The sequence below is a fragment of the Salinicola acroporae genome (genome assembly GCF_003206615.1).
Taxonomy (GTDB): Bacteria; Pseudomonadota; Gammaproteobacteria; order Pseudomonadales; family Halomonadaceae; genus Salinicola; species Salinicola acroporae.
In genome coordinates, this window is record NZ_PZJW01000012.1 from 1 (window position 1) to 24307 (window position 24307).

General features: G+C 65.7%; 20 protein-coding genes and 1 tRNA gene. 18 read left to right on the top strand and 3 right to left on the bottom strand.

Going from position 1 to position 24307, the window contains the following annotated elements; all coding sequences use genetic code 11:
* Positions 1 to 825: 825 nt before the first annotated feature.
* A tRNA-Leu gene (locus DOM54_RS16555) sits at positions 826 to 912 on the bottom strand.
* Between the two features lie 133 nt (positions 913 to 1045).
* On the opposite strand from DOM54_RS16555, the gene queA reads away from it, so the two are divergent.
* The 6 genes from queA (at position 1046) to DOM54_RS16585 (ending at position 7986) form a co-directional block, all read left to right on the top strand.
* Entirely contained in the window at positions 1046 to 2080 is a 1035-nt protein-coding gene (gene queA / locus DOM54_RS16560; RefSeq protein WP_110717382.1) for a tRNA preQ1(34) S-adenosylmethionine ribosyltransferase-isomerase QueA, read from the top strand.
* Positions 2081 to 2228: 148 nt separating this feature from the next.
* Positions 2229 to 3347 carry a tRNA guanosine(34) transglycosylase Tgt gene (gene tgt / locus DOM54_RS16565; protein ID WP_110717640.1) on the top strand — a complete coding sequence of 373 codons (1119 nt, stop codon included), beginning with the start codon at positions 2229 to 2231 and terminating at the stop codon, positions 3345 to 3347.
* Between the two features lie 104 nt (positions 3348 to 3451).
* Entirely contained in the window at positions 3452 to 3784 is a 333-nt protein-coding gene (gene yajC, locus DOM54_RS16570) for a preprotein translocase subunit YajC (protein WP_110598458.1), read from the top strand.
* A 105-nt stretch (positions 3785 to 3889) separates the two neighbouring features.
* Positions 3890 to 5737 (top strand): protein translocase subunit SecD, encoded by a 1848-nt coding sequence (gene secD, locus DOM54_RS16575; protein WP_110717384.1) that lies wholly within the window; start codon positions 3890 to 3892, stop codon positions 5735 to 5737.
* Between the two features lie 12 nt (positions 5738 to 5749).
* On the top strand, positions 5750 to 6661 hold the full coding sequence (gene secF, locus DOM54_RS16580) for a protein translocase subunit SecF (protein ID WP_110717385.1): 912 nt from the start codon (positions 5750 to 5752) through the stop codon (positions 6659 to 6661).
* 191 nt (positions 6662 to 6852) lie between these two features.
* Positions 6853 to 7986, top strand: coding sequence for an AI-2E family transporter (locus DOM54_RS16585; RefSeq protein WP_110717387.1), 1134 nt, complete (start codon positions 6853 to 6855; stop codon positions 7984 to 7986).
* On the opposite strand, the gene DOM54_RS16590 is transcribed toward DOM54_RS16585, so the two are convergent.
* Positions 7971 to 9398 (bottom strand): sigma-54 interaction domain-containing protein, encoded by a 1428-nt coding sequence (locus DOM54_RS16590; protein ID WP_110717388.1) that lies wholly within the window; start codon positions 9396 to 9398, stop codon positions 7971 to 7973. The genes DOM54_RS16585 and DOM54_RS16590 overlap by 16 nt on opposite strands.
* A 177-nt stretch (positions 9399 to 9575) precedes the next feature.
* Here DOM54_RS16590 and speB point away from each other — a divergent pair, with 177 nt between their 5' ends.
* The 5 genes from speB (at position 9576) to DOM54_RS16615 (ending at position 17364) form a co-directional block, all read left to right on the top strand.
* Positions 9576 to 10544, top strand: coding sequence for an agmatinase (speB, locus tag DOM54_RS16595; protein ID WP_110717390.1), 969 nt, complete (start codon positions 9576 to 9578; stop codon positions 10542 to 10544).
* A gap of 121 nt (positions 10545 to 10665) precedes the next feature.
* Positions 10666 to 12069, top strand: coding sequence for a sodium:solute symporter family protein (locus tag DOM54_RS16600; protein ID WP_110717391.1), 1404 nt, complete (start codon positions 10666 to 10668; stop codon positions 12067 to 12069).
* Complete coding sequence (locus tag DOM54_RS16605; RefSeq protein WP_110717392.1) at positions 12066 to 13685, top strand: 5-guanidino-2-oxopentanoate decarboxylase; 1620 nt, start codon at positions 12066 to 12068, stop codon at positions 13683 to 13685. The genes DOM54_RS16600 and DOM54_RS16605 overlap by 4 nt, the downstream gene beginning before the upstream one ends.
* A 32-nt stretch (positions 13686 to 13717) precedes the next feature.
* A complete protein-coding gene (locus DOM54_RS16610; protein ID WP_110717393.1) occupies positions 13718 to 15160 on the top strand; it encodes an aldehyde dehydrogenase family protein in 1443 nt (480 codons plus the stop codon).
* Positions 15161 to 15522: 362 nt separating this feature from the next.
* The gene (locus DOM54_RS16615; protein WP_206019131.1) at positions 15523 to 17364 is read left to right on the top strand and encodes an autotransporter domain-containing protein; all 1842 of its coding nucleotides are present in this window, start codon (positions 15523 to 15525) and stop codon (positions 17362 to 17364) included.
* A 156-nt stretch (positions 17365 to 17520) separates the two neighbouring features.
* Here DOM54_RS16615 and DOM54_RS16620 read toward each other — a convergent pair whose 3' ends face one another.
* Positions 17521 to 18315: an inositol monophosphatase family protein gene (locus DOM54_RS16620; RefSeq protein ID WP_110717396.1), complete on the bottom strand. Its 795-nt coding sequence runs from the start codon at positions 18313 to 18315 to the stop codon at positions 17521 to 17523.
* 127 nt (positions 18316 to 18442) lie between these two features.
* Here DOM54_RS16620 and DOM54_RS16625 point away from each other — a divergent pair, with 127 nt between their 5' ends.
* The 7 genes from DOM54_RS16625 to pilW all read left to right on the top strand — a co-directional run bounded on the left by DOM54_RS16625 (position 18443) and on the right by pilW (position 24283).
* Positions 18443 to 19213: an RNA methyltransferase gene (locus DOM54_RS16625; RefSeq protein ID WP_110717397.1), complete on the top strand. Its 771-nt coding sequence runs from the start codon at positions 18443 to 18445 to the stop codon at positions 19211 to 19213.
* Between the two features lie 124 nt (positions 19214 to 19337).
* Positions 19338 to 19820, top strand: a complete 483-nt coding sequence (gene iscR, locus DOM54_RS16630; protein WP_110717399.1) for a Fe-S cluster assembly transcriptional regulator IscR — start codon at positions 19338 to 19340, stop codon at positions 19818 to 19820.
* A 77-nt stretch (positions 19821 to 19897) separates the two neighbouring features.
* The gene (locus tag DOM54_RS16635; RefSeq protein WP_110717400.1) at positions 19898 to 21076 is read left to right on the top strand and encodes an aminotransferase class V-fold PLP-dependent enzyme; all 1179 of its coding nucleotides are present in this window, start codon (positions 19898 to 19900) and stop codon (positions 21074 to 21076) included.
* A gap of 44 nt (positions 21077 to 21120) precedes the next feature.
* On the top strand, positions 21121 to 21447 hold the full coding sequence (locus tag DOM54_RS16640; protein WP_110598471.1) for a HesB/IscA family protein: 327 nt from the start codon (positions 21121 to 21123) through the stop codon (positions 21445 to 21447).
* 257 nt (positions 21448 to 21704) lie between these two features.
* Positions 21705 to 22133 carry a nucleoside-diphosphate kinase gene (gene ndk / locus DOM54_RS16645; protein ID WP_110717402.1) on the top strand — a complete coding sequence of 143 codons (429 nt, stop codon included), beginning with the start codon at positions 21705 to 21707 and terminating at the stop codon, positions 22131 to 22133.
* An 82-nt stretch (positions 22134 to 22215) separates the two neighbouring features.
* On the top strand, positions 22216 to 23349 hold the full coding sequence (gene rlmN / locus DOM54_RS16650; RefSeq protein ID WP_110717403.1) for a dual-specificity RNA methyltransferase RlmN: 1134 nt from the start codon (positions 22216 to 22218) through the stop codon (positions 23347 to 23349).
* 196 nt (positions 23350 to 23545) lie between these two features.
* A complete protein-coding gene (gene pilW / locus DOM54_RS16655) occupies positions 23546 to 24283 on the top strand; it encodes a type IV pilus biogenesis/stability protein PilW (protein ID WP_110717404.1) in 738 nt (245 codons plus the stop codon).
* Positions 24284 to 24307 lie beyond the last annotated feature (24 nt).

Sequence of the window (24307 nt, forward strand, 5' to 3'; positions counted from 1 at the left end):
TTGCTGGGTAAGATCACTATCACGGTTGGATCCGCGGGACGGCAGAGGCAGGGAATCGGCAAAACAGCCTGCCACTGGCCCGAATGGCTGAGGACAACGCCCAGTTGACATGCCTCCGGCTAGGCCATATTTTCGTTGACGGGATACAAAGAAAAGCAAACAGAAACGGCCGACGATGCCAATAACTGACCCTATATAGCGACCATGAACCCAGGGTGACTCCAACCGTATCCCGCTTCAGAACGTCAAAGTACTTTAACCCGCGGTGCCAACGATGCTCCTGCTATCGCCTGGCGTTCGCGGGTTTTCTCGAATTATTGGCCACAGCTCACGAAAAGCACTGGCCACGACGCCCCGTTGAGACACGCCAACATCGCCCCTCCGTGCTCATTTTGAACACCAAGGAAAATAACATTTGTTTGCATTTCTTACTTACCCATTCTGACGCAAAACAGCGACAATGGCGCCATGCACCGCCACGGGTCAGGGCGCGAGCCCACCTCTCGACGGCAATCGTGTTCATGGTCGCCATCAAAAAAGCGATCTTTTCCGGCCCATAGGTTCACGCTGTCTCGTGAAACCCGTTGGGCCTTTTTTTTGCCCAAGGGTTTTACCGGTCCTGCCCGTTCAGCGGCTCCCACTGCATCGCGGACCACGACGGGGCATCGGACGAGGGGATGATCGACGCTTCCCAATGGCCGCCGCAGGGGCTGGCCGATATCGGCGTGAACCCGCCGAGCCTGGGTGCGGCATTCTGCGATCAAGTACCAATATGGAGAGAAAAAGAGAGGAGAAGAGGTAACGCTGAAATACTGATTTTTCGGATGGTGCCGGCGGTCGGACTCGAACCGACACACTGTCTCCAGCGGCGGATTTTGAATCCGCTGCGTCTACCAATTCCGCCACGCCGGCAGCGGAGACGCATTATACGGACGCCCGGCCCGGCGTCAATCATCACGCTGACTTAATCGGCCGCGTGCTTTATGATGGCGCCCTTTCAGACGCCACCCGCCCATCCAGACTCCACCGATACGCGACCTACGCCATGCAGCGCGCCGATTTTCATTTTGATCTGCCCGACGAGCTGATCGCTCGCTACCCCTCCGAACAGCGTACCGACTGTCGGCTATTGTGCGTCGATGGTGAATCCGGCGCGCTGGACCATGCTCGTTTCACTGACCTGCTTTCCCGACTCGAGCCAGGCGACGTGGTGGTGTTCAACGATACCCGCGTGATTCCGGCGCGGCTGTTCGGCCACAAGGCCAGCGGCGGCAAGGTCGAGATGTTGCTGGAGCGCCCCCTGGATGCCCATCGCGGTCTGGCGCACCTGCGCGCCAGCAAGTCGCCCAAGCCGGGTACCGAACTGATCTTCGAAGGTGACATTCGTGCTGTCGTCGAGGCTCGCCAGGACGCCCTGTTCGAACTGCGCTTCCTGGGCGAGACACCGCTGATCGCCCTGCTCGAGCAGCACGGCCACATGCCGCTCCCGCCTTACATCACCCGTGAGGACGAGCTGGCCGACCGCGAGCGTTATCAGACCGTCTACGCCCGCCGCGAGGGCGCTGTTGCTGCCCCCACTGCCGGCCTGCACTTCGACGAGGCGATGATGGAGGCGCTGCGCGCCAAGGGCATCGAGACGACTTTCGTCACCCTTCACGTTGGCGCCGGTACCTTCCAGCCGGTGCGCGTCGATGATATCCGCCAGCACCATATGCACAGCGAATGGCTGGAGGTCGACGCTGCCGTCTGCGAGCGAGTCAATCGCGCCCACGCCGTAGGCAACAAGGTCGTCGCCATCGGCACCACCAGCGTTCGCTGCCTGGAGAGCGCCAGTCAGGAAGATGGGCGCCTGGCGCCCTATCGCGGCGAGACCGATATCTTCATCTACCCAGGCTATCGCTGGCGCTGCGTGGATGCCCTGGTCACCAATTTTCATTTGCCGGAATCGACACTGTTGATGCTGGTCTCCTCCTTCGCCGGCTACGACACCGTGATGCGCGCCTATCGGGAAGCCGTCGCCAAGCAGTACCGTTTTTTCAGCTATGGCGATGCGATGTATCTGACCCGTCGCCCCGATTGACCCGAGCACGCTTCGCATGGCCCCGCATACAGCCTGATGCGCGGCTACGGGCGCATCCCGGCGTGACCCTATCGGCAGTGGACAAACGCTTTGCGCGCGGCTTCGGTCGCGTTGAAAAAAGAGAGATACGATGCGAGACGAATGCTTCATGAAATTCGAGCGGCTGGCGCAGGAAGGCCGCGCCCGCCGGGGTCGCTTGACCTTCCCACGTGGCACGGTGGAGACGCCCGCCTTCATGCCGGTGGGCACTTACGGCACGGTCAAGGGCATGACACCCAAGGATGTCGAAGCGATCGGCGCCGAGATCATTCTCGGCAATACCTTCCACCTCTGGCTGCGCCCCGGCACCGAAGTGGTCGAAGGCCATGGTGATCTGCACGACTTCTCCCAATGGCACAAGCCGATCCTGACCGACTCCGGCGGCTTCCAGGTGTTCTCGCTGGGCGCGACACGCAAGATCACCGAGCAAGGCGTGCACTTCCGCTCACCGGTGGACGGTGCCAAGGTGTTCATGGGACCGGAGGAGTCGATGGCCGTGCAGCGCTCGCTGGGCTCTGACATCGTGATGATCTTCGACGAGTGCACGCCCTATCCGGCCACGGAAGCCGAGGCCAGGAAGTCGATGGAGCTGTCGCTGCGCTGGGCCAAGCGCTCGCGCGAGGCTCACGACGACTCGCCCTCGGCGCTGTTCGGCATTGTCCAGGGCGGCATGTACCCGGAACTGCGCAAGCGCTCGCTGGAGGGGCTTCTCGAGATCGGCTTTGACGGACTGGCGATTGGCGGTCTCTCGGTGGGCGAGCCCAAGGAAGAGATGATCGGCGTGCTGGATTACCTGCCGACCTGGATGCCGGAGGATAAGCCCCGCTACCTGATGGGCGTGGGCAAACCCGAGGATCTGGTCGAAGGCGTGCGGCGCGGGATCGACATGTTCGATTGCGTGATGCCGACCCGCAACGCCCGCAACGGGCATCTCTTTACCGCCGACGGGACCGTCAAGATTCGTAACGCCAGCCATCGCCACGACACCCATCCGCTGGAAGCAGATTGTGACTGTTACACCTGCCAGCACTTCTCGCGCGGCTATCTCCACCACCTCGATCGCTGCGGGGAAATGCTCGGATCGATGCTCAATACGATTCATAATCTGCGCTATTACCAGCGCCTGATGGCGGGTTTGCGCGGGGCTATCGAAGCGGGTACATTGGCCGACTTCGTAGCACAATTCTACCGGCGACGCGGACTGCCCGAGCCGCCCAGGGTCGATTGACGCGATCCGGACCGGCACATCGACGGCCTGCCGTTCGTCAGTCTCACCCAAGTAACCCGTTTCATTACACGACCTTTTCTCACACAACCTTCGGAGAAACATCCATGCTGGACTTTTTCATCCCTGCGGCTCACGCCCAGGATGCGGGCGGCCCTGCCGGCGGTGGTATTGCCCAGATCATCATGCTGGTCGGCTTCGTGTTGATCTTCTACTTCCTGCTGTGGCGTCCGCAGTCCAAGCGCGCGAAGGAGCACAAGAAGCTGGTCAACAACCTGTCCAAGGGTGACGAAATCGTCATCGGTGGCGGGCTGCTCGGCCGCATCACCAATGTGACGGACGATTTCATCAGCATGGAGATCGCCGAGGGCACTGTCGTCAGCGTCCAGAAGAGCGCGGTAGCCTCCGTTCTTCCCAAGGGCACGCTGAAGTCGCTGTAACTCTCCTGGCTGCCGACGCTTCCGTCGGCAGCCGTCTCTTTCCGCGACACTCTTCGCACGACGGTCATCGCCTCGATCGTCATTGATTGAAAGGACAGGGCTTCCATGCTCAATCGTTACCCCCTGTGGAAGTATCTGCTGATACTCATTGTCTGTGTGGTTGGCGTCATCTACGCGTTACCCAATCTTTACCCACAGGATCCCGCCGTCCAGATCAGCACCACCAACGGTTCTCTGGGCAGTCAGCAGCTCGACCGTGTCACCCAAGCACTGTCCGACGATGATATCCAGGTCAAGTCGGCAGCGATGACAGGCAACAACACTGCCCTGATTCGGCTGACTGATGCCGAACAGCAGCTTCCCGCTCGCGACGTGGTCGACAACCTACTCGATAACGACTACACCGTGGCGCTCAATCTGGCGGACTCCACGCCATCGTGGCTGACCAGCCTTTCGGCGACGCCGATGAAACTCGGTCTCGACCTTCGTGGCGGGGTGCACTTCCTGCTCGAAGTCGACATGGAGGCGGCCGTCGAGCAGCGCCTGAAAGCCACGGCCAGCGCGATTCGCGCCGATCTCCGCGATCAGCGCATTCGCTACCGCTCCACCGACGTCGACGACAACGCCCTGCATCTGGAATTCGCCAATGCCGAAGATCGCGACGCCGCGCGCGACCAGATCAGCCAGACATTCAACGAATTCCAGCTGGAAAACCGTGACGAGGGACGCCGGGCATTCCTCGACATGACGCTGACCGAGCAGGCGATCAAGGACATTCAGGATTACGCGGTCCAGCAGAACCTGACCACGATCCGTAATCGTGTCAACGAACTCGGCGTCTCCGAGCCGCTGGTACAGCGCCAGGGCCCGAGCCGTATCGTGGTCGAACTGCCGGGCGTGCAGGACACCGCCGAGGCCAAACGCATCGTGGGGGCCACGGCGAATCTGGAGTTTCGCCTCGAGGCCCGTCCCGATGCGCCGGACTCCGAGACGGAGTCCTTCCCGTTCCGCAACGATCCGCAGCGCACCGCCACCCTGTCGCGCGACGTGATCATCACCGGTGACCGGGTCTCCAGCGCCAGCCAGGGCTTCGACCAGAACGGCCGCCCGCAGGTCAACATCAATCTGGATGGCACCGGCGGCTCGCTGATGAACCAGGCCACCCGCACCAACATCGGCCGCAACATGGCGGTGCTGTACATCGACCACAGCACGGAGACTCGCACGGTCACCCGGGATGGAGAGCAGGTCGAGGAGCGTATCCCGACGACCAGCCGCAGCATCATCAGCCTGGCAACCGTGCAGAGCGCGCTGAGCAACCGCTTCCGCATCACCGGCCTCGACTCCCCCACCGAGGCCAGCGAGTTGGCGCTGCTGCTGCGCTCGGGCTCCCTCGCCGCGCCGATCTACTTCGTGCAGGAGCGCACCATCGGCCCCAGCCTGGGCGCGCAGAATATCCAGCGCGGTATCTTCTCGGTAATCGTCGGTGGGCTGCTCGTCATCGCCTTCATGCTGATTCGCTACAAGGCGTTCGGCGTGATCGCCAACGCAGCGTTGGCGGTCAACCTGGTGCTGCTGATCGCGGCCATGTCGCTGCTCGGCGCGACCCTGACGCTGCCCGGTATCGCCGGTATCGTGCTGACGCTGGGTATGGCGGTAGATGCCAACGTGCTGATCTACGAACGCATACGCGAGGAGCTCAGACGCAAGACGCCCGCGCAGCAGGCGATTCATGCTGGCTACGGTCGCGCCTTCACCTCGATCGTCGACGCCAACCTGACCACGCTGCTGGTCGCGGTGGTGCTGTTCTCCATCGGCACAGGGCCAATCAAGGGCTTCGCCGTGACACTGTCACTCGGGATACTCACGTCGATGTTCACCGGCATCGTGGTGTCGCGTGCCCTCGTCAACCTCTCCATCGGCGGCAAGCCGGTGAAGAAACTCTGGATCTAGGAGACGCGAGCCATGCGCCAATTCGATTTCATGGGCAAACGCCGCATCGCCTTCATCGTCTCGATCGTGCTGACGATCGTCTCGATCGGTGCCCTCGTGCTGCTCAACCTCAACCTGGGTCTGGACTTTACCGGCGGCACGGTGGTGGAGCTCCACTACGCCACGGTGCCGTCGCTGGACGATATCCGTACCCTGCTGGCCAATAGCGGGTTCGAGAACTTTTCGGTCCAGACTTTCGGCGCCACCGACGAGATTCTGGTACGACTGCAGCAGACCTTCAGCAACGATGTCGGCAATCAGGTCGTCTCTGCGCTGAGCAGTGGCGGTGCCCAGCTCGAGCTGGTCCGGGCCGAGTTCGTCGGCGCCCAGGTCGGTGATCAGCTGCGCGACCAGAGCGGACTGGGCATGCTGGTGGCCATGGCTGGCGTCGCGGTCTACGTCGCCTTCCGCTTCCAGTACAAGTTCGCGCTGTGCGCGCTCATCTCGCTGGGTCACGACGTGCTGATCGTGCTGGGCCTGTTCGCGCTGTTCCAGTGGGAATTCGACCTCACCGTGCTGGCCGGGATCATGGCGGTCATCGGCTACTCGCTGAACGACACCATCATCGTCTACGACCGAATCCGTGAGAACATCCGGCTCTCGCGCAGCGACGACATGGCGCAGATCTTCAACGAAGCGATCAACCAGACCCTGTCACGCACCCTGGCGACCTCGGGCACCACCTTGCTGGTGCTGTTCGCGTTGTTCTTCCTCGGCGGTGACATGATCCACAACTTCTCGATCTCGCTGATTTTGGGGATCGTGGCCGGCACCTTCTCCTCGGTCTATGTGGCGGCAGCGCTGCTGATCGTGTTCAAGCTGGAGCGCCAGGACCTGATCCCGGCGAAGAAGGAGAACGTCGAAGGCGAAGAAGAGCTGCCCTGAGCCGCGCCGGGACCTCTGCTGGACCCAAGGCCTCTCCCCGGAGAGGCCTTTTTCATTGTCGTCTTCCCGGGCACGGCGGCCTCCTCCCCCGCGTCATTCTCGGCGCCGCGTCAGCGCGCTCGGGACTCGCCCCCAAGGCGCCGAGCTGGGGTATGATGAGTCGCCTTCCACGCTTGCCATCAGGGAGACCCATGGCTCCTATCTTTGCCGATTCCAGCGTCGCCCGCTGGCTGCTGGTGCTGGTGCTGATCGCCGGCGTCTATTTCTTCATCGATTTCCTGATTCCGGTGCTCGCCGCACTGATCATCTGTGTCGCCAGCTGGCCGCTCTACCGCTGGCTGCTGGCGCGCTGCGGCCAGCGCCGCACCCTGGCCGCGGGCATCGCCCTGGTGCTGATCATCCTGTGCCTGGTGATCCCCATCGTGATGGCCTGCACTTACGCCTTCCAGGAACTCAAGGGCTGGATCGGCTGGCTGCTGGTCGCCAACCAGCAAGGCATCCCGGTGCCTGCCTGGGCCGCCGAACTGCCGGGAATCGGCAATTGGGTGCACGAGCAGTGGCAAACCTATCTGGCCGAGCCGCACGCGCTGGAGTCCTATCTCCAACTGGTGGGTGGCGAGCACATCGGCAATATCTCGCGCTGGGTGCTGGCGCTCGGCAGCAATGCAGTGCATCTCGCGCTCACCCTGCTGTTCATGCTGATCACGCTGTTCTTTCTCTACCGCGACGGCGTGGGCATGGCACGCCAGCTCGATATTGTCGGCGAGCGCATCCTGCCGGCGCGCTGGCAACGCTTCTCGCGGGTGGTACCGGCAACCATCAGCTCGACCGTGGTCGGCATGGGCCTGATCGCCCTCGGCGAGGGTGTGGTGCTGGGTACCGCCTACTGGATCGCCGGGGTGCAGTCGCCAGTGGTGCTCGGGGTGATCACCGCCTTCATGGCGCTGGTGCCGGGTGGCGCGCCATTGACGTTCACGCTGGTCTCGCTCTATCTCGTCGCCACCGGCCACATGATCAACGGTATCGGGCTGTTCCTGTGGGGGGCGATCGAGCTGTTCATCGTCGACAAGACACTGCGCCCGCGGTTGGTCGGCGGGCCGATCAAGCTGCCCTTCCTGCCCACCTTCTTCGGTCTGGTGGGCGGCGTGAAGACCATGGGGCTGGTGGGGCTGTTCGTGGGGCCGGTGCTGATGGCGCTGCTGGTCGCCAGCTGGCGCGAATGGCTGCACGACGACGAGGCGCCGAACGCCCCGTCGGAAGCCGAGCGCTGGGGCTATGGCAATCCGCGACTGATCGCGCGTTATACCGGTCAGCGATCGGAGTGATCGCGCCCCAGGACGATGGCATGGCGCTTCAGCTTGCGCACCACGCTGGGCTGGCTGATACCCAGACGCTCGGCCAGCGCGTAGGTGGAGCCGTGGGTCTGGGCGAGCTGAGCCAGAATGTGCTGCTCGTGGGCCGCCAACGCGGCTTTCAGCCCTTCGCCCTCGGCCAGTAGCGCCCCGCTCGCCGAGTCCGCAGGAAGCAGCGACGGCGGCGCCCCGACACTGCCCGTCTCGCCGCCAGCCGGCCCACCGATCACGCTGCTCTCCGCCGCCAGCCAGGCGCGCTCCAGCCAGTTCTCCAGCTCGCGCACGTTGCCTGGCCACTCGGCGCTCATCAGCTCGGCCCAGGCCCGCGGGTGGAGCATCTTGTCATCGCCGTAGCGGCGATTGAGCCGTTCCAACTGGCGCTCCGCCAGCCCGCGGATCTCCTCGCGGCGCTCGCGCAGCGGCGGCAAGGTCACCGGGATCACGTTGAGCCGGTAGTAGAGATCGAGCCGGAAGGCGCCCTCCTCCACCTGCCGCGCCAGATCACGGTTGGTCGCCACCACCAGCCGGAAGTCGACCCGCCGCGAGCGGGTGTCGCCGAGCCGAGTGAGCGAACCATCCTGAATCACCTTGAGCAGCTTGGATTGCATGGTCAGCGGCAGCTCACCGATCTCGTCGAGGAACAGAGTGCCGTTGTGCGCCTGCTCCAGCAGCCCCGCCTTGCCCTGTCGCGCCGCGCCACTGAAGGCGCCGGGCTGGTAGCCGAACATCTCCGACTCGAACAGCGACTCGGGGATCGCCGCACAGTTGACATCGACAAAGGCGCCATCGCAGCGCCGACTCCAGCGGTGCAGCTGGCGCGCGAAGGCGGTCTTGCCCACCCCCGATTCCCCCAGCATCAGCACCGTGGCGTCGGTCGGCGCGCTGCGCTTGAGCAGTTGGGTGATCTCGCGCATCACGCGGCTCTTGACCACCAGCTCGCCGGCCTTGCTCGGGGTCTCCGTCGGCGCCTCGTGATGACGTTTGAGATGCTCGGTGAAGCGCTGCTGGAGCAGCGCGTACTCATCCTGCAGCAAGCGCAGATCGGTGAGATCCCGCGAGCGGCTGATGACCCGCACCAGGCGCCCGCCGACATAGACCGGATGCGCCTCTGCGATCACCTGACGGCCGGTGCCGGTGCGCTGCATCAGCTGCGCCGGCTGGCCGGTGCGGATCACCTCGAGCGACACCGAGGGCGAGAGCACGCCGCTGGCCTGCAGCGCCTGCACGGTGGTCGCGCACAGCGCCTCCCGCGGCATGCCATAGACCGTTGCGGCCCCGGGGCTGACATCGAGGATTCGCCCCTCGGCATCGACCACGAACAGATGGTCCTGGGCGGTCTGGAGCATGGCGCTCAGGGTGGCGCGATCCGCTTGGGCATCGGACATCGTCGTCTCCGATTCTAATTTGCATTATTGATACATTACTGAATCGTCGACAACAAGCTATCGATACAAAAACGCATCAATCCATAGAGACAGACAAGCAGAATCAATAGGTTAAGGTTGGCACGCTTTATGCGTGGTGATTATCGATCCCTCGACAATCACAACCCAGGAGATGGTATGCCCCACCAGCCTACGGATCGCGCCCCGCTCAACCAGCCACTGGGCGGTAACGAGATGCCCCGCTTCGGCGGCCCGGCGACCATGATGCGGCTGCCGACCCAGCAAAGCGCTGCCGGTCTCGATGCCTGCTTCGTCGGTATCCCGCTGGACATCGGCACCTCCAATCGTCCCGGCACCCGCTTCGGGCCGCGCCAGATTCGCGACGAGTCGCGCATGCTGCGGCCGTTCAACATGGCGACCCGCGCCGCGCCCTTCGAGAGCCTGCAGGTGGCGGACATCGGCGATGTGCCGATCAATACCTTCGATCTCAAGAAGAGCGTCGGCATCATCGAGCGCTTCTACCACGAGCTGCTCGGCCACGACGTCATCCCGCTGACCCTGGGCGGCGATCACACCATCGCCCTGCCGATCCTGCGTGCCATGGCCAAGAAGCACGGTCCGGTGGGGCTGATCCATGTCGATGCCCACGCCGACGTCAACGATCAGATGTTCGGCGAGCAGATCGCCCACGGCACCCCCTTCCGGCGTGCGGTGGAAGAGGGGCTGCTGGATACCCAGCGCGTGGCCCAGATCGGCCTGCGCGGCACCGGCTATGCCGCCGACGAGTTCGACTGGGGTCGCGAGCAGGGCTTCCAGGTAGTGCCCGCGGAAGCGTGCTGGCACCAGAGCCTGACACCGCTGATGGCAGAGATTCGCGAAAAGGTGGGCGGCGGCCCGGTCTATCTGAGCTTCGACATCGACAGCCTCGACCCCGCCTACGCCCCGGGCACCGGCACCGTCGAGATCGGCGGGCTGACCATCCCTCAGGCGCTGGAGATTATCCGCGGCTGCCACGACCTGGATATCGTCGGCTGCGACCTGGTCGAGGTCTCGCCGCCCTACGATGCCCACGGCCAGACCGCGGTGGTCGCCGCCAATCTGCTGTTCGAGATGCTCTGCGTGCTGCCCGGCGTGAAGCGCCGCTGACGCCGACCGGCGCCCGGCGCCCGGTCGCCGGCGACAGTTCACGACGACCGTTTGCAGCAAACTTTCACAACCACCTTCAACAACAACTATCGCCGCCGGCACGGCGGCAAGGTAGAACATCATGATGCTGGATCTTCTCGTCGTCGCGTTCTACGCGGCGGGCATGCTGCTTCTCGGCTGCTGGGGCATGAAACGCGCCCGCAGCAGCGACGACTATCTGGTGGCGGGCCGCCGCCTGGGCCCGGGGCTCTATCTGGGCACGCTCTCCGCGGTGGTGCTCGGCGGCGCCTCCACCGTGGGCACGATCAAGCTGGGCTACGTCTACGGCCTCTCCGGGCTGTGGCTGTGCGGCGCCCTGGGCCTGGGCCTGATCGTGCTCAGCCTGGTCCTGGCCAAGCCGCTGGCCAAGCTCAAGCTCTACACCATCACCCAGCTGCTCGAGCGCCGCTACACGCCGGCGGCCAAGAGCGTCAGCTCGGCGGTGATGCTCGCCTATGACCTGATGATCGCGGTCACGTCGACCATCGCCATCGGCACCCTGGTGACGGTGCTGTTCGCGCTGCCCTCCTGGGTCGGCGTGGTGATCGGCGGCACCATCGTGGTGATCTACTCCACCCTCGGCGGCATGTGGTCGCTGACGCTCACCGACATCGTCCAGTTCGTGATCATGACCGTGGGCATGATCGGCCTGATGCTGCCGCTGACGGTGCACTACGCCGGCGGCTGGGACACGCTGGTCGCCAGCGCCGCACCGGGGCACTTCTCGCTCACTGGGATCGGCTGGTCCACCATCGTCACCTACTTCGTCATCTATTTCCTGGGCATCCTGATCGGCCAGGACATCTGGCAGCGGGTGTTCACCGCACGCTCGACCCGGGTGGCCCGCTTCGCCGGTACCGCCGCGGGGGTCTACTGCCTGATCTACGGTGCCATCGGCGCGTTGGTGGGCGTGGCCGCCAGCGTGCTCCTGCCCGATCTCGCCGATCCCAACAATGCCTTTGCCGCGATCGCCCAGCTGGCGCTGCCGGATGGACTGCGCGGGCTGATCGTGGCCGCCGCGATGGCCGCGATGATGTCCACCGCCAGCGCCGGCATGCTGGCCGCCTCGACCCTGATGACCCGCGACCTGCTGCCGGCGCTGCGTGGTGGCCGGCAGAGCGAGCGGGTCTCGAGCTACCGCCTGTGGACGCTGCTCATGGGGCTGGTCACCATCGTCATCGCGCTGCTGGTGGATGACGTGATCGGCGCCCTGACCATCGCCTACAACCTGCTGGTCGGCGGCATGCTGGTGCCGATCCTGGGCGCGCTCTACTGGCGCCGGGCATCCAACAGCGGCGCCATCGCGGCGATGGCGGCCGGCTCGCTGGGGGTGATCGTGTTCATGCTCAAGGATGGCCTGCTGGCCAACTCGCCGATCTACGCCGGACTGGCCGCGAGCCTGGCGAGCTTCATCGTGGTCAGCCTGCTGCGCCCGGATCGCAGCCGCCCCGTGGCCGCAGAGACCCAGCCGGAGCAGAGCGCATGAGCGTGGCACACTGGCTGGTGCGGGCGCTGGAAGCGCTCGGCATCGATACCGTCTTCGGCATTCCGGGCGTCCACACCATCGAACTCTATCGTGGGCTCGAGGGCAGCCGGCTGCGCCACGTCACCCCGCGTCACGAGCAGGGCGCGGGCTTCATGGCCGATGGCTATGCCCGCGCCAGCGGACGCCCGGCGGCCTGCTTCATCATCACCGGCCCGGGGATGACCAACATCGCCACGGCGATGGGCCAGGCACTCGCCGACAGCGTGCCCATGCTGGTGATCTCCAGCGTCAACCGCCGCGCCGAGCTGGGCATGGGCGAAGGCCGGCTTCACGAGCTGCCATCGCAGCAGCAGACCCTGAGCGGGGTCAGCCTGTTCAGCCATACCCTGCTCGACCCGGCCAATCTGCCGCGGGTGCTGACGCGGGCCTGGACGATGCTGCACACCGGGCGGCCGGGGCCGGTGCACATCGAGATCCCGCGCGACCTGCTCGATGCCCCGCTCGACGCCGAGCTGCCGCTGCCCGGGCGCTGCCACCCACCCCAGGCCGCGACGGCGGCACTCGACCAGGCGGCGGCGTGGCTCGGCGCCGCCCGACGCCCGCTGCTGCTGCTGGGCGGCGGTGCGATCGCCGACCCGGCGGCGGCGCGGGCCCTGGCCGAGCGCCTGGATGCCCCCACCCTGACCACCATCAATGCCCGCGGCGTAATGGGGCGAGGGCACCCGCTCGATCTCGGCGCCAACGCCACCTGGCCCGAGGTGCGCGCGCTGGTGGCCGAGGCCGACGTGGTGCTGGCGATCGGCACCGAGCTGGGCGAAACCGACTACGACGTCACCTTCGATGGCGGCTTCACGCTCCCCGAACGGCTGATCCGCATCGACATCAACCCGCGCCAGCTGTGCGGCAACCACCTGCCGGCGCTGGGCATCGTGGCCGAGGCCGGCGCGGCGATGCGCGACCTGCTGCCACGGCTGACGCCGGGAGCGCATGAAGCGGCCGCCCGCGTGGCTGAGCTGAAGGCAGCGCTGGCGCTGGCCACCCGGCCAGATTTCGCCCCCTTCGTGCCGCTGTTCGATGCCCTGGACCAGTACCGCCGCGACGCCGTGCTGGTCGGTGACTCCACCGCGCCGGTCTACGCCGGCAACCATCTGGCCCAACGCGACGCAACGCGCAGCTGGTTCAATGCCTCCACCGGCTACGGCACGCTCGGCTACGGCCTGCCAGCGGCCATCGGCGCGGCGCTGGCCTGCCCCGAGCGCCCGGTGGTGGCGCTGGTCGGCGATGGCGGCGTGATGTTCACCCTGGCAGAGCTGGCCACGGCAGTGGAGCTGGCGCTGCCGCTCACCCTGGTGCTGTGGCACAACGCCGGCTATGCGGAGATCCGCCAGGCCATGACCCACGCCGGCATTGCCCCGCTCGGCGTCGACCCCGCGGCACCGGCGTTCCTGCCGCTGGCGCATGCCTTCGGCTGTGCCGCCGAACGCATATCTAGCCCGGCGGCGCTGGCAGAGGCTCTAGCCACACCCTGCACGGCCCCACGGCTGCTCGAGATCGATGCCGCGGCGTGGCAGACGGCCACGTCCCCTGCTTCCCGGGGCAGCGCTGCCACGCCCTGATCGACGCCTGAACCCGCTTCGGAGCCGCTTCCATGCAACGACTGACGCTACAGTTCATCGCCAACCGCTGGCAGCAGAGCGCCGCCACGCGCCGACTGACGGTGAGCGACCCCTACCAGCAGTGCCCGCTGGCCGAGATCACCGCTGGCGCAGCCACCGACGTCGATGCCGCGGTGAACGCGGCCCGCGACGCCCAGCCGGCCTGGCATGCCCTCGGCGGAGCGTGCCGCGCGGCCTATCTCGAGGCCCTGGCCACCGCCCTGGAGACCCGCAGAGAGACGCTGACCCGGCTCTCGGCACGCAACAACGGCAAGGCCCTGGCCGAGACCCATATCGACCTCGATGACGCCGTGGCCTGCTATCGCTATTACGCCGCCCAGGCGCACGCTCTGGAAGCGCGCCAGGGGCGCCCGGTGGAACCCGCCGCGGATATCGATGCCCGCGTCTATGAAGAGCCGGCCGGCGTGGTGGGCCTGATCACGCCGTGGAACTTCCCGCTGGTGACCAGCGCCTGGAAGATCGCCCCCGCCCTCGCCGCCGGCTGCTGCGTGGTGTTCAAGCCCTCGGAGGTGGTGCCGCTGCCGGAGCTGGCCCTGGCCGAGATCGCCGAAGAGATCGATCTGCCACCCGGGGTATTCAATCTGCTGCTGGGCGACGGCGAAGGCATCGGCGCTCCGCTGAGCGCCCACCCCGGTATCGACAAGCTCTCGTTCACCGGCAGCAATGCAGTGGGCGAGACGGTGATGCGCGCCGCCGCCAGCGGCAGCCGCGGGGTCTCGCTGGAGCTCGGCGGCAAGTCACCGATCCTGGTGCTCGACGATGCCGATGTCGACAGCGCCGCCGACTGGGTGATGGGAGGGATCTTCTTCAACAGCGGCCAGATCTGCTCGGCCACCTCGCGGCTGCTGGTGCACCATAGCCTGGCCGAGGCGCTCTACGCAGCGCTCGCCCAGCGGATCGATGCCCTGTGCCTGGGCGACCCGCTTGCCGCCGGGACCGACATGGGGCCGATGACCAGCGCCCGGCAGCGCGAGCGGGTGGAAGCCTATCTCGCCCTCGCCGTCAGCGAGGGGTTGGTCGCGGTGCGCGATGCCAGCCACCGCCAGCTACCGCCCCAGGGCGAGTTCGTCGCCCCCACCCTGTACCGCGACGTGCCGGTGACTAGCCGTCTGTGGCAGGAGGAGATCTTCGGCCCGGTGCTGTGCGCGCGCGGCGTGGCCAGCGACGCCGAGGCGATCGCGCTGGCCAACGCCAGTGACTTCGGTCTCGCCGCTACCGTAATTGGTGGCGACCTCGACCGTGTGCGTGGCGTGGCTCGGGCGCTGCGCGCCGGCAGCGTATGGCTCAACAGCGAGCAGCGGGTGCTGCCCCAGGGCGGCTGGGGCGGCTTCGGGCGCAGCGGCATCGGCCGCGAGCTGGGCCCCTGGGGGCTCGCCAGCTACGTGGAGATCAAGCACGTGATTGGCCCGGCGTGAGCGTCGGTCGAGACGCCATGCGACCTTTCTCTTACAGCCGCGGCGGCGGCGCTGTGTCATAACGTAAACGCTCGTTTGAGAATCGCTCGTCGCCCCGCCATCGGGGCCGGCATGCGGTACTAGGTGCTGTCTGAAAAATCGACGAGCGAAGGCAAGGCAAACATCGGCGAAAGCGGATCGGGCTGGCGCTCCAGTTTACGGGTGTCAATGAGCATATGACGCGCTCTGCTCGCCCTTCGGGCCGTCCTACGGACGTTCTGAACGTTGTTCAGTGAGCCGATTTTTAACGCCGCATGGGCGAGAGAAGTCCTTCTCAGACAGTGCCGACGAGCCATGACAACAGCTCACAAGGGATCGATACCATGCCAATGCCGCGCTCTCGGCAACTGGCGCTGGGAGTGATCGTCGGGGCCAGCGCCCTGCCGCTCCCGGCCCTGGCCGCCTCCAGCTTCCATGACACCTTCGACGACACCGTCTTCTTCGGCGATAGCCTGAGCGACAGCGGCTACTATCGAGGCGCCATCGGCAGCGCGCTCTCGCTGACGCCGAGCCAGCAGGCCTTCATCGGCCGCTTCACCACCAACCCCGGGCCGGTATGGGCCGAGCGCGTCGCCGGCCACTACGCCGGCAACGCCCAGCCCAGCAATGTCGGCGGCAACGACTACGCCGCCGGCGGTGCCCGGGTGACCACGCCGGCCGCGACCCCGTTCGGCGCGGCACCCGCCCTCAGCGAGCAGGTCGCGACCTACCTCGCCAGCACCGGCGGTGTGGCCGATGGCGATGCCCTCTATGCCGTATGGGGTGGCGCCAACGATCTGTTCGCGGTGGTCGGGGGCGCCGACGCCCAGAGCACCATCACCACCGCGGTCACCGGCACCGCCGGGATTCTCGCCACGCTGGAAGGGGCCGGCGCGCGCCATGTGCTGCTGTTCAACATTCCCGACTTCGGCCTGACGCCGCGCTTCAATGGCGACCCCGCCACCAGCGCGGGCGCCACCGCGCTGGCGAGCCAGTACAACAGCGCGCTCTACGCCGCGGTCGCCGCCAGCGGCGCCAAGGTGATCCCGGTGGATACCTTCGGCTTGCTACAGGAGGTGGTCGCCGAGCCCACCGCCTACGGCTTCACCAATGTCACCGACCGCGCCTGTACCCAAACGCTGCCACTGTGCACGCCAGACACCCTGGTCGCCCCCGGCGCCGACGAAACCTATGTGTTCGCCGACGACGTTCACCCCACCACCGCCACCCACCGGATCATCGGCGAGTACGTGATCTCGCTGCTAGAAGCCCCGCAACAGCAGCAGTTGCTGACCCACTCGGCGGTGCTCAGCGGGCGCTCGCGGGCCAACCGGGTCGCCGAGCATCTTAATGCGGTGCCGCTGGCCAACGGCCTGCGCTGGTGGGGCGATCTGCGCGCCGAGCATCAGCAGCTCGACTCCGGCGATCTGTATGACGCCAGCATGCCGGCGGGGCTGTTCGGGGTGGACTGGTATCAAGACGGGCTGGTACTGGGCGGGTTCGTCGGCTACGGCGATCAGGACGCCGACTTCGGCGACGGCCGCGGCGACTTCCAGCGCAAGGACACGACCCTCGGTCTCTTCTCCGGCTGGTATGCCGAGAGCGCCTGGGTCAACGCCCAGTTGAGCTACAGCTGGCTCGATTACGATATCGACCGCGAAGTGCAGCTGGGCAGCGCGACCCGCCACCACCGCGGCTCGCCGGACGGCAGCAACCTGAGTGCCGCGCTCAACGCCGGCTACGAGTTCAGCGCCTTCGCGATTCCCGAGGGCGACGTGCGCACCGGGCCGATCGCCGGGGTGACCTGGCAGCGGGTCAAGCTCGATGGCTATGACGAAGAGGGCCAGGCGTCGACCTCGCTGAGCTATCCCGACCAGGACATCGACTCGCTGGTGGGCCGGGTCGGCTGGCAGATCCGCCGCCACGGGCCGACGCTCAACCCCTACCTGCAGCTCACCTACAACCACGAGTTCGAGGAGAGCGAGGGGGTCGCGGCGACCCTGCAGAGCCTGCCGCAGTTGGGCGACTACCGCGTCCCCAAGCTCACCTTCGATCGTGATTACGTCGAGGTCAACGTCGGCGCCCGTGCCACGCTCTGGGGCGTCGATACCCAGGTCGGTGCCAGCGTCGATCCCGATAATGCGCGCACCAGCACGCTGTCCGTGAATCTGGGCAAGCGTATTTGAGCGCCGGGACGCCCTAGGGCGCCCCGCTCCCGCGCAGCATAGAAACGCCATCCAGGAACAGGCCCTGAAAACGTGAGCTGCAAACAAAAACACCCCGCCGGCAAAACCGGCGGGGTGTTTTTTCTAGAGGCCCGCTAAAGGCCTCATCCAGGGGCCTCAGACGCCCGCTTTCAACTGCTGTGCCAGCGCCTTGTAGAGGCGCGGGCCGGCGGCCATCAGGCTGCCGCCATCCTCGACGCTGGGCGAGCCGTCGATGGCGCCTGTCAAGGCACCGGCCTCCTTCAGCATCAGCGAACCGACCAGGCGGTCCTGCTCTTCGAGCCCGAGCACGAATACCGCGTCGGCGCGGCCGGCAGCGAATTCGATCATGTCGAGCAAGGCGCAGCCGGAGCCGGTCAGGGTATCGAGCTGCGGGCCGAGCCGTTCGACCACGTTGAGATATTGCGGCAACCAGTGCGAGCGGGCTTCCTGGGACGGCCAGGCCAGCGCAACCCTGGCACCGGCGACGGAAACCGCCTTGGAAGCGCGCAGGCGCTTGCCGTTGCCCTGGGCGCCGCGACCGCGACTGATCAGGAACTCGTCATCGCTGAACGGCGATACGATCACCGCGTGTTCCGGACGCCCCTTGACCAGGCACACCATCGAAATCGCGAACTGCCGACTCGCCACACCGAGATTGGACTCGCCGTGGATCGGCTCGATGTGCCACACGGTCTCCTTGTCGGCGCCCTTACCCTCGCGATATGGGGTATAGCGTCCGGAAATACCGTGCTGCGGATAACCACGGGTCAGCTGATGCACGATCAGCGTCTCCGCATTGCGTGCCGTGTCCTCGAGCAGACTGACGGTCGCCTGCTCGTCATGGTTGACCTCGAGACGGTCACGGATACGAACGAATTGCTCAGCGGCGCTGCGAGCGGCACGCAGCGCATATTGAACCATCGGATGCATGGATCTGGCCTTGGGGTGTCGGAAGCTGTTAAAGAACGCCGCGCAGTCTAGCAGAAGCGTGCCTCTCCAGTCATGCTAGACTGCGCGTTTTCCCGGTTGCCCACACTGCCTGATGTCCGCCTTCCCTATGCTCGACCGAATTCGTATCGTCCTCATTGGTACCAGCCACCCCGGCAATATCGGTGCCGCCGCACGCGCCATGCGCAACATGGGCCTCGAAGATCTTGCCCTGGTCACCCCCCGTTGCGACCCCAGGGATCAGGAGGCGTACTCGCGAGCCTCCGGCGCCAATACCCTGGTCGATGCCGCGCGACAATTCGACGCGCTCGAAGCCGCCGTCGCCGACTGCACCCTGGTGGTCGGCGCCAGTGCGCGCTCGCGCCATCTACCCTGGCCGATGGTCAGCCCACGGGCCGTGGCGGAGAGTCTGCCGCAAGTGCTGGCCCCCGATGGCGCCCGTCTCGCGCTGGTCTTCGGTCGCGAGGATACCGGCCTCACCAACGCCGAGCTGCAGCGCTGCCATCAGCACGTGCACATCCCGACCAACCCCGATTTCAGCTCGTTGAACCTGGCCGCAGCCGTGCAGGTGCTCGCCTACGAATGCCGCCAGGCCTATCTGGCCACCGAGGAGGCCGCCCCGCCGTCGGCCAGCGAGACGGATCAGCCCTTCGGCGTCGCGTGGGACAACCCGCCGGCGACCCACGCCGATCTCGAGCGCTTCTTCGTCCATCTCGAGCGCACGCTGACGGCGATCGAGTTTCACGACCCGGACAATCCCCGCCAGTTGATGGCACGCCTGCGCCGGCTGTTCCTTCGCGCCCACCTCGATTCGATGGAGATGAACATCCTGCGCGGCATCCTCGGTACGATCGACAAGCGCCTGCGCGACCGCGACTGACATCAGCGCCCAGGATCGATCCGGTGGCCGCGCGGTGCTCGGCCACCCTCACCTGAATGGTTGACCGTCTTACTGGGTTTTTCCATAATGCCGGCACCGATGCAGCGACAGCCGATATCCGCCGATGCGTTTGACCACCAAAGGCCGCTATGCCGTGACCGCCATGCTCGATCTGGCCCTCAATGCCGATCAGGGGCCGGTATGTCTGGCGGACATCTCCAAGCGCCAGGACATCTCGCTCTCCTACCTGGAGCAGCTGTTCGCCCGTCTGCGACGGGCCAAGCTCGTCAGCAGCGTGCGCGGTCCGGGCGGCGGCTACCTGCTGGGTCGCGCCCCGGCGGATATCTCCGTGGCGGGCGTGATCGATGCGGTCAACGAGTCGGTGGACGCCACTCGCTGCCAAGGCCAGGCGGATTGCCATCAGGGCAGCAAGTGCATCACGCATCATCTGTGGTGCGACCTGTCGGACGAGATCCAGCGTTTCCTGAGTGACATCAGCCTGCAGGAGCTGGTTCGCCGGGAACAGGCTCGCAGCGCCACTCGCCCCGAACCCGAGGTGAGCGCCTTCGCCGACGACGTCGCCACGATTGCCGTGTCGTCGCGCTAGTCAGGTCATCCAGCGACTACACTTCGGCGTAGCGTGCCCGACTTCATTTCGACCGATAGCCAGAGATCTTCCGTGCCATGAGCGCTCCGATTTATCTCGATTACGCCGCCACCACCCCTACCGACCCGAGGGTGGCCGAGCAGATGATGCGTCATCTGACGCTGGACGGGGTCTACGCCAACCCGGCGTCGCGTAGCCACATGCCCGGATGGCTGGCCGAACAGGCGGTGGAAAACGCCCGCCGCCAGGTCGCCGACCTGATCGCGGCGGACCCGCGAGAGATCGTCTGGACCTCCGGCGCCACCGAGGCGGACAATCTGGCACTGACCGGTTTCATGCGGGCCAACCGCGGCCGCGGTCGCCACATGGTCACCTCGATCATCGAACACAAGGCGATCGTGGATACCGCGGTCGCGCTGGAAACGGAAGGCTTCGAGGTCACCTGGCTGCCCCCGGGAGACGATGGCCAGATCACGCCTGAACAACTGCGCGAGGCGATGCGCGACGACACCGTGCTGGTCTCGCTGATGGCGGTCAACAACGAATTGGGTAGCGTCAACGACCTCACCGGTCTGGCCGCCGTTGCCCACCAGTTCGGTGCGCGCTTTCACGTAGACGCCGCCCAGGCCACCGGCCGACTGTCGCTGGATGTGGGCGCGATGGGGATCGACCTGATGTCGCTATCGGCGCACAAGGCCTACGGCCCCAAGGGCATCGGCGCCCTCTATGTGCGCCGCGACCCGGATCTGCGCATCGAGGCGCTGATCCACGGTGGTGGTCACGAGCGTGGGATGCGCTCCGGCACCCTGCCCACGCATCAGATCGTGGGCATGGGCGAAGCCTTCGCGCTGGCTCGCGACGAGGGCGGTGCCGACGGCGAGCACGCCCGTGCGCTGCGTCGGCGGTTCCTCGATGGGCTGGCCGACTGTGGCGGCATCCATAACCACTCGCCGCAGGATCGGTCCGTGCCCAACATCGTCAATCTCGCCTTCGACGGGGTCGATGGTGAGTCGTTGCTGATGGCGCTGCGCGGGCTCGCCGTATCCACCGGGTCGGCCTGCAACTCGGCCAGCGTGGAGCCCTCCTACGTGCTCAAGGGGATCGGCGTGCCCCATACCCAGGCGCTCGCCTCGATCCGCTTCAGCTTTGGCCGCTTCACCACCCTCGACGAGATCGATGCGGCCGTGGCCGATATACGCCGTGCCTTGAGCGGGTTGCGTCAACCGTCGCAATCCGCCGCCCTGAATCATCGCTAGGGGAGTGGCGCCAGTGCCACTCCCGTCCGGCCAGGAGAGATAGCATGCAGAACATCACCATTAGTGAATCCGCCGCCACCCAGATCCGTCACGTCCTAGAGGAGCGTGGCAGCGGCCTGGGGCTGCGGGTGGCGGTCAAGCCGAGCGGCTGCTCCGGCTACAGCTACGTGCTCGACATCGCCGACGACCTGCGCGACGGAGATGTCGCGTTCGAGGAGCGCGGCGTCAAGGTGCTGGTGGACAAGGACGCGCTGGCGATCCTCGACGGCACCGAGGTCGACTACGTCAGTGAAGGACTCAATCGCTTCTTCCGCTTCAACAATCCCAATGTGACCGACGAATGCGGCTGTGGCGAAAGCTTCAATGTCTGACCTCCCCCGCCCCCCTGTTGCCGAGCCCCCGGCGCTGTAACGGCCGGGATGCGTAGGCCGCGGGCTTGCGCTACAATGGCGCGATTTTTCGGCCGGCGTGCGGTACCCGCAGGCAGCCGCCACCCCGGCCAGCGACGATTTCGGACGGCGCGCCATCTAACGACACGATCGGTTGGAGGCGCGTCGTCTCGCATCTTCACCCCTTTTTTCGTTCGCGATGATCGCGATCGATTCACCACAGCCAGGAGACCGAAGTCATGGCCACCGAGCGTACGCTTTCCATCATCAAGCCCGATGCCGTTGCCAAGAACGTGATCGGCGACATCTACAGCCGATTCGAGAAAGCCGGCCTGCAGATCGTCGGCGCCAAGATGCTGCATCTCTCCAAGGAGCAGGCCGAAGGCTTCTACGCCGAGCACAAGGAGCGGGGCTTCTTCGCCGACCTGGTCGGCTTCATGACCTCCGGCCCGGTGATGGTCCAGGTCCTCGAAGGCGAGGGCGCGATCGCCAAGAACCGCGAGCTGATGGGCGCTACCAACCCGAAGGAAGCCGCACCGGGTACCATTCGCGCCGACTTCGCATCGTCCATCGATGCCAACGCCGCGCACGGTTCCGATGCACCGGAGTCCGCCGCACGCGAGATCCGCTATTTCTTCCAGGATGGCGAACTCTGCCCGCGCGGCTGATTCGTCGACCGACCGGCCTCTCCCGCCGGTCGGTCACCCCTGTCTCCGGACACCCCGCCACTCTCGAGCCGATTCCGTTGCTATGAGCGCTGCTACCGCCATCCCCCGCACCAATCTCCTGGGGCTCTCTCGCGAGCAGATGGAGGCGTTCTTCGTCTCTCTGGGCGAGAAGAAGTTTCGCGCCGCCCAGGTCATGAAGTGGATCCATCAGGAAGGTTGCGACGACTTCGAGTCGATGACCAACCTATCCAAGCCGCTACGCGCCCGACTGGAAGAACACGCCGAGATCCGTGGGCCGAGCGTGGTCTACGAAGGGACCTCCAGCGACGGCACCCGCAAGTGGGTGCTCGAGGTCGAGGATGGCAGCTATGTCGAAACCGTGCTGATTCCGGCCGATAGCGGCACGCGCCGTACGCTCTGCGTGTCGTCGCAGGTCGGCTGCTCGCTGGATTGCAGCTTCTGCTCCACCGGCAAGCAGGGCTTCCAGCGCAACCTGACCAGCGCCGAGATCATCGGCCAGGTGTGGGTCGCCCAGCAGCGAGCCGGCGGCCGCATGAGCGCGCCAGATGGACGACGTGCCATCACCAACGTGGTGATGATGGGGATGGGCGAGCCGCTGCTCAATTACGACAACGTGGTACCGTCGATGAAGCTGATGCTCGACGACAACGCCTACGGTCTGTCCAAGCGCCGGGTGACGCTCTCCACCTCCGGCGTGGTACCGATGATCGATAAGCTGGGCGACGACATCGACGTGAGCCTCGCCATTTCGCTGCACGCGGCCAACGACGAACTGCGCAACGAGCTGGTACCGCTCAATCGCAAGTACAACATTCGCAAGCTGCTCGATTCGTGTCAGCGCTATCTCGCCAAGTGCGGCGACGCACGTCACATTACGATCGAGTACACCCTGATCAAGGACGTCAACGATCAGCAGGTCCATGCGCAGGAGCTCGTCGCACTGCTCGACGAACTGCCGTGCAAGATCAACCTCATTCCTTTCAACCCGTTCCCCCATTCGGGGTACGAGAAGCCATCCCGCAATCAGGTCATGCGCTTCCAGAGCTGGCTCTACGAGCTCGGCCATACCGCGATGGTACGCACGACCCGCGGCGACGACATCGATGCGGCATGCGGTCAGTTGGTGGGCAAGGTCAAGGATCGCACCAAGCGCCACGAGCGCTATATCCAGTCGATCCAGTTGGACGCCGACTGAATTGCCGCGCTCAGCGGCAAGTCCAGCTCGCCGGAGACGACCGGGCGCCCGCCAATCGGTCTGGCGTCGAGCGGGCGTCGCCTTGACTTCGCTCCGGTCCGGCGCTTTGATGGGAGCCCCAAAACCGCTTTGTTATCAGTTGCTCGGGATTCGACCTTCGGATTATCGCCGTCCCGTAAACGTGGGAGAGCCGTGAATGACTCGCCAATCTCGTCCCTTTTCGATACGGCCGCTATGTATCGCGCTGGGGCTGGTGTGTCTATTGGGCGGTTGCGCCACCGCGGTGTCGTCGAACGGGCCCAGGCAGGACAGCCCGGAAGAGGCGGCGGCGGCCTATACGAGACTCGGCAAGGCCTATCTCGCCGAAGGCAACATGCCGCGAGCGCAGCAGGCTCTGGAGCATGCGCTGAATCTGGACCCCCGGGACAGCGGCGCGCTGGAGGGACTGGCATTGCTCTACCAGCGCCAGAATGATCTCGACCTGGCGGACCGGTTCTTCCAGCAGGCACTGGGGGCCGACCCCAAGGCCACGCGCATCCGTAACAACTACGCCGCGCTGCTGTATCAGCGCGGCGAGTACGCCAAGGCATGCGAGCAGTTGCGCGTCGCCAGCGACGATATCACCTATACCAACCGAGCCCAGCTCTTTGCGAATCTGGGCCAGTGCGAGATGGCCAGCGGCGATGCGACTGCGGCTCGCCAGTATTACGAGCGCGCGCTCGATATTGATGCGCGAGACGCACGTAGCCTGCTGGCTCTGGCTCGCATCGATCATACGCAGGGTAACGACGAACGCGCCTGGGAACGCCTGCAGCGTTATTTCACCGTGGCTGGCACCAACGCCGATAGCCTGCGCCTGGCCAGCGAGATCGCCAGCGCCCAGGGGGATTCGGCACGTGCTGCCTTTTACCGCCAGCAGTTGGGCGGCGCCTGAGGCCAACAGACCCCGTACTCGAGC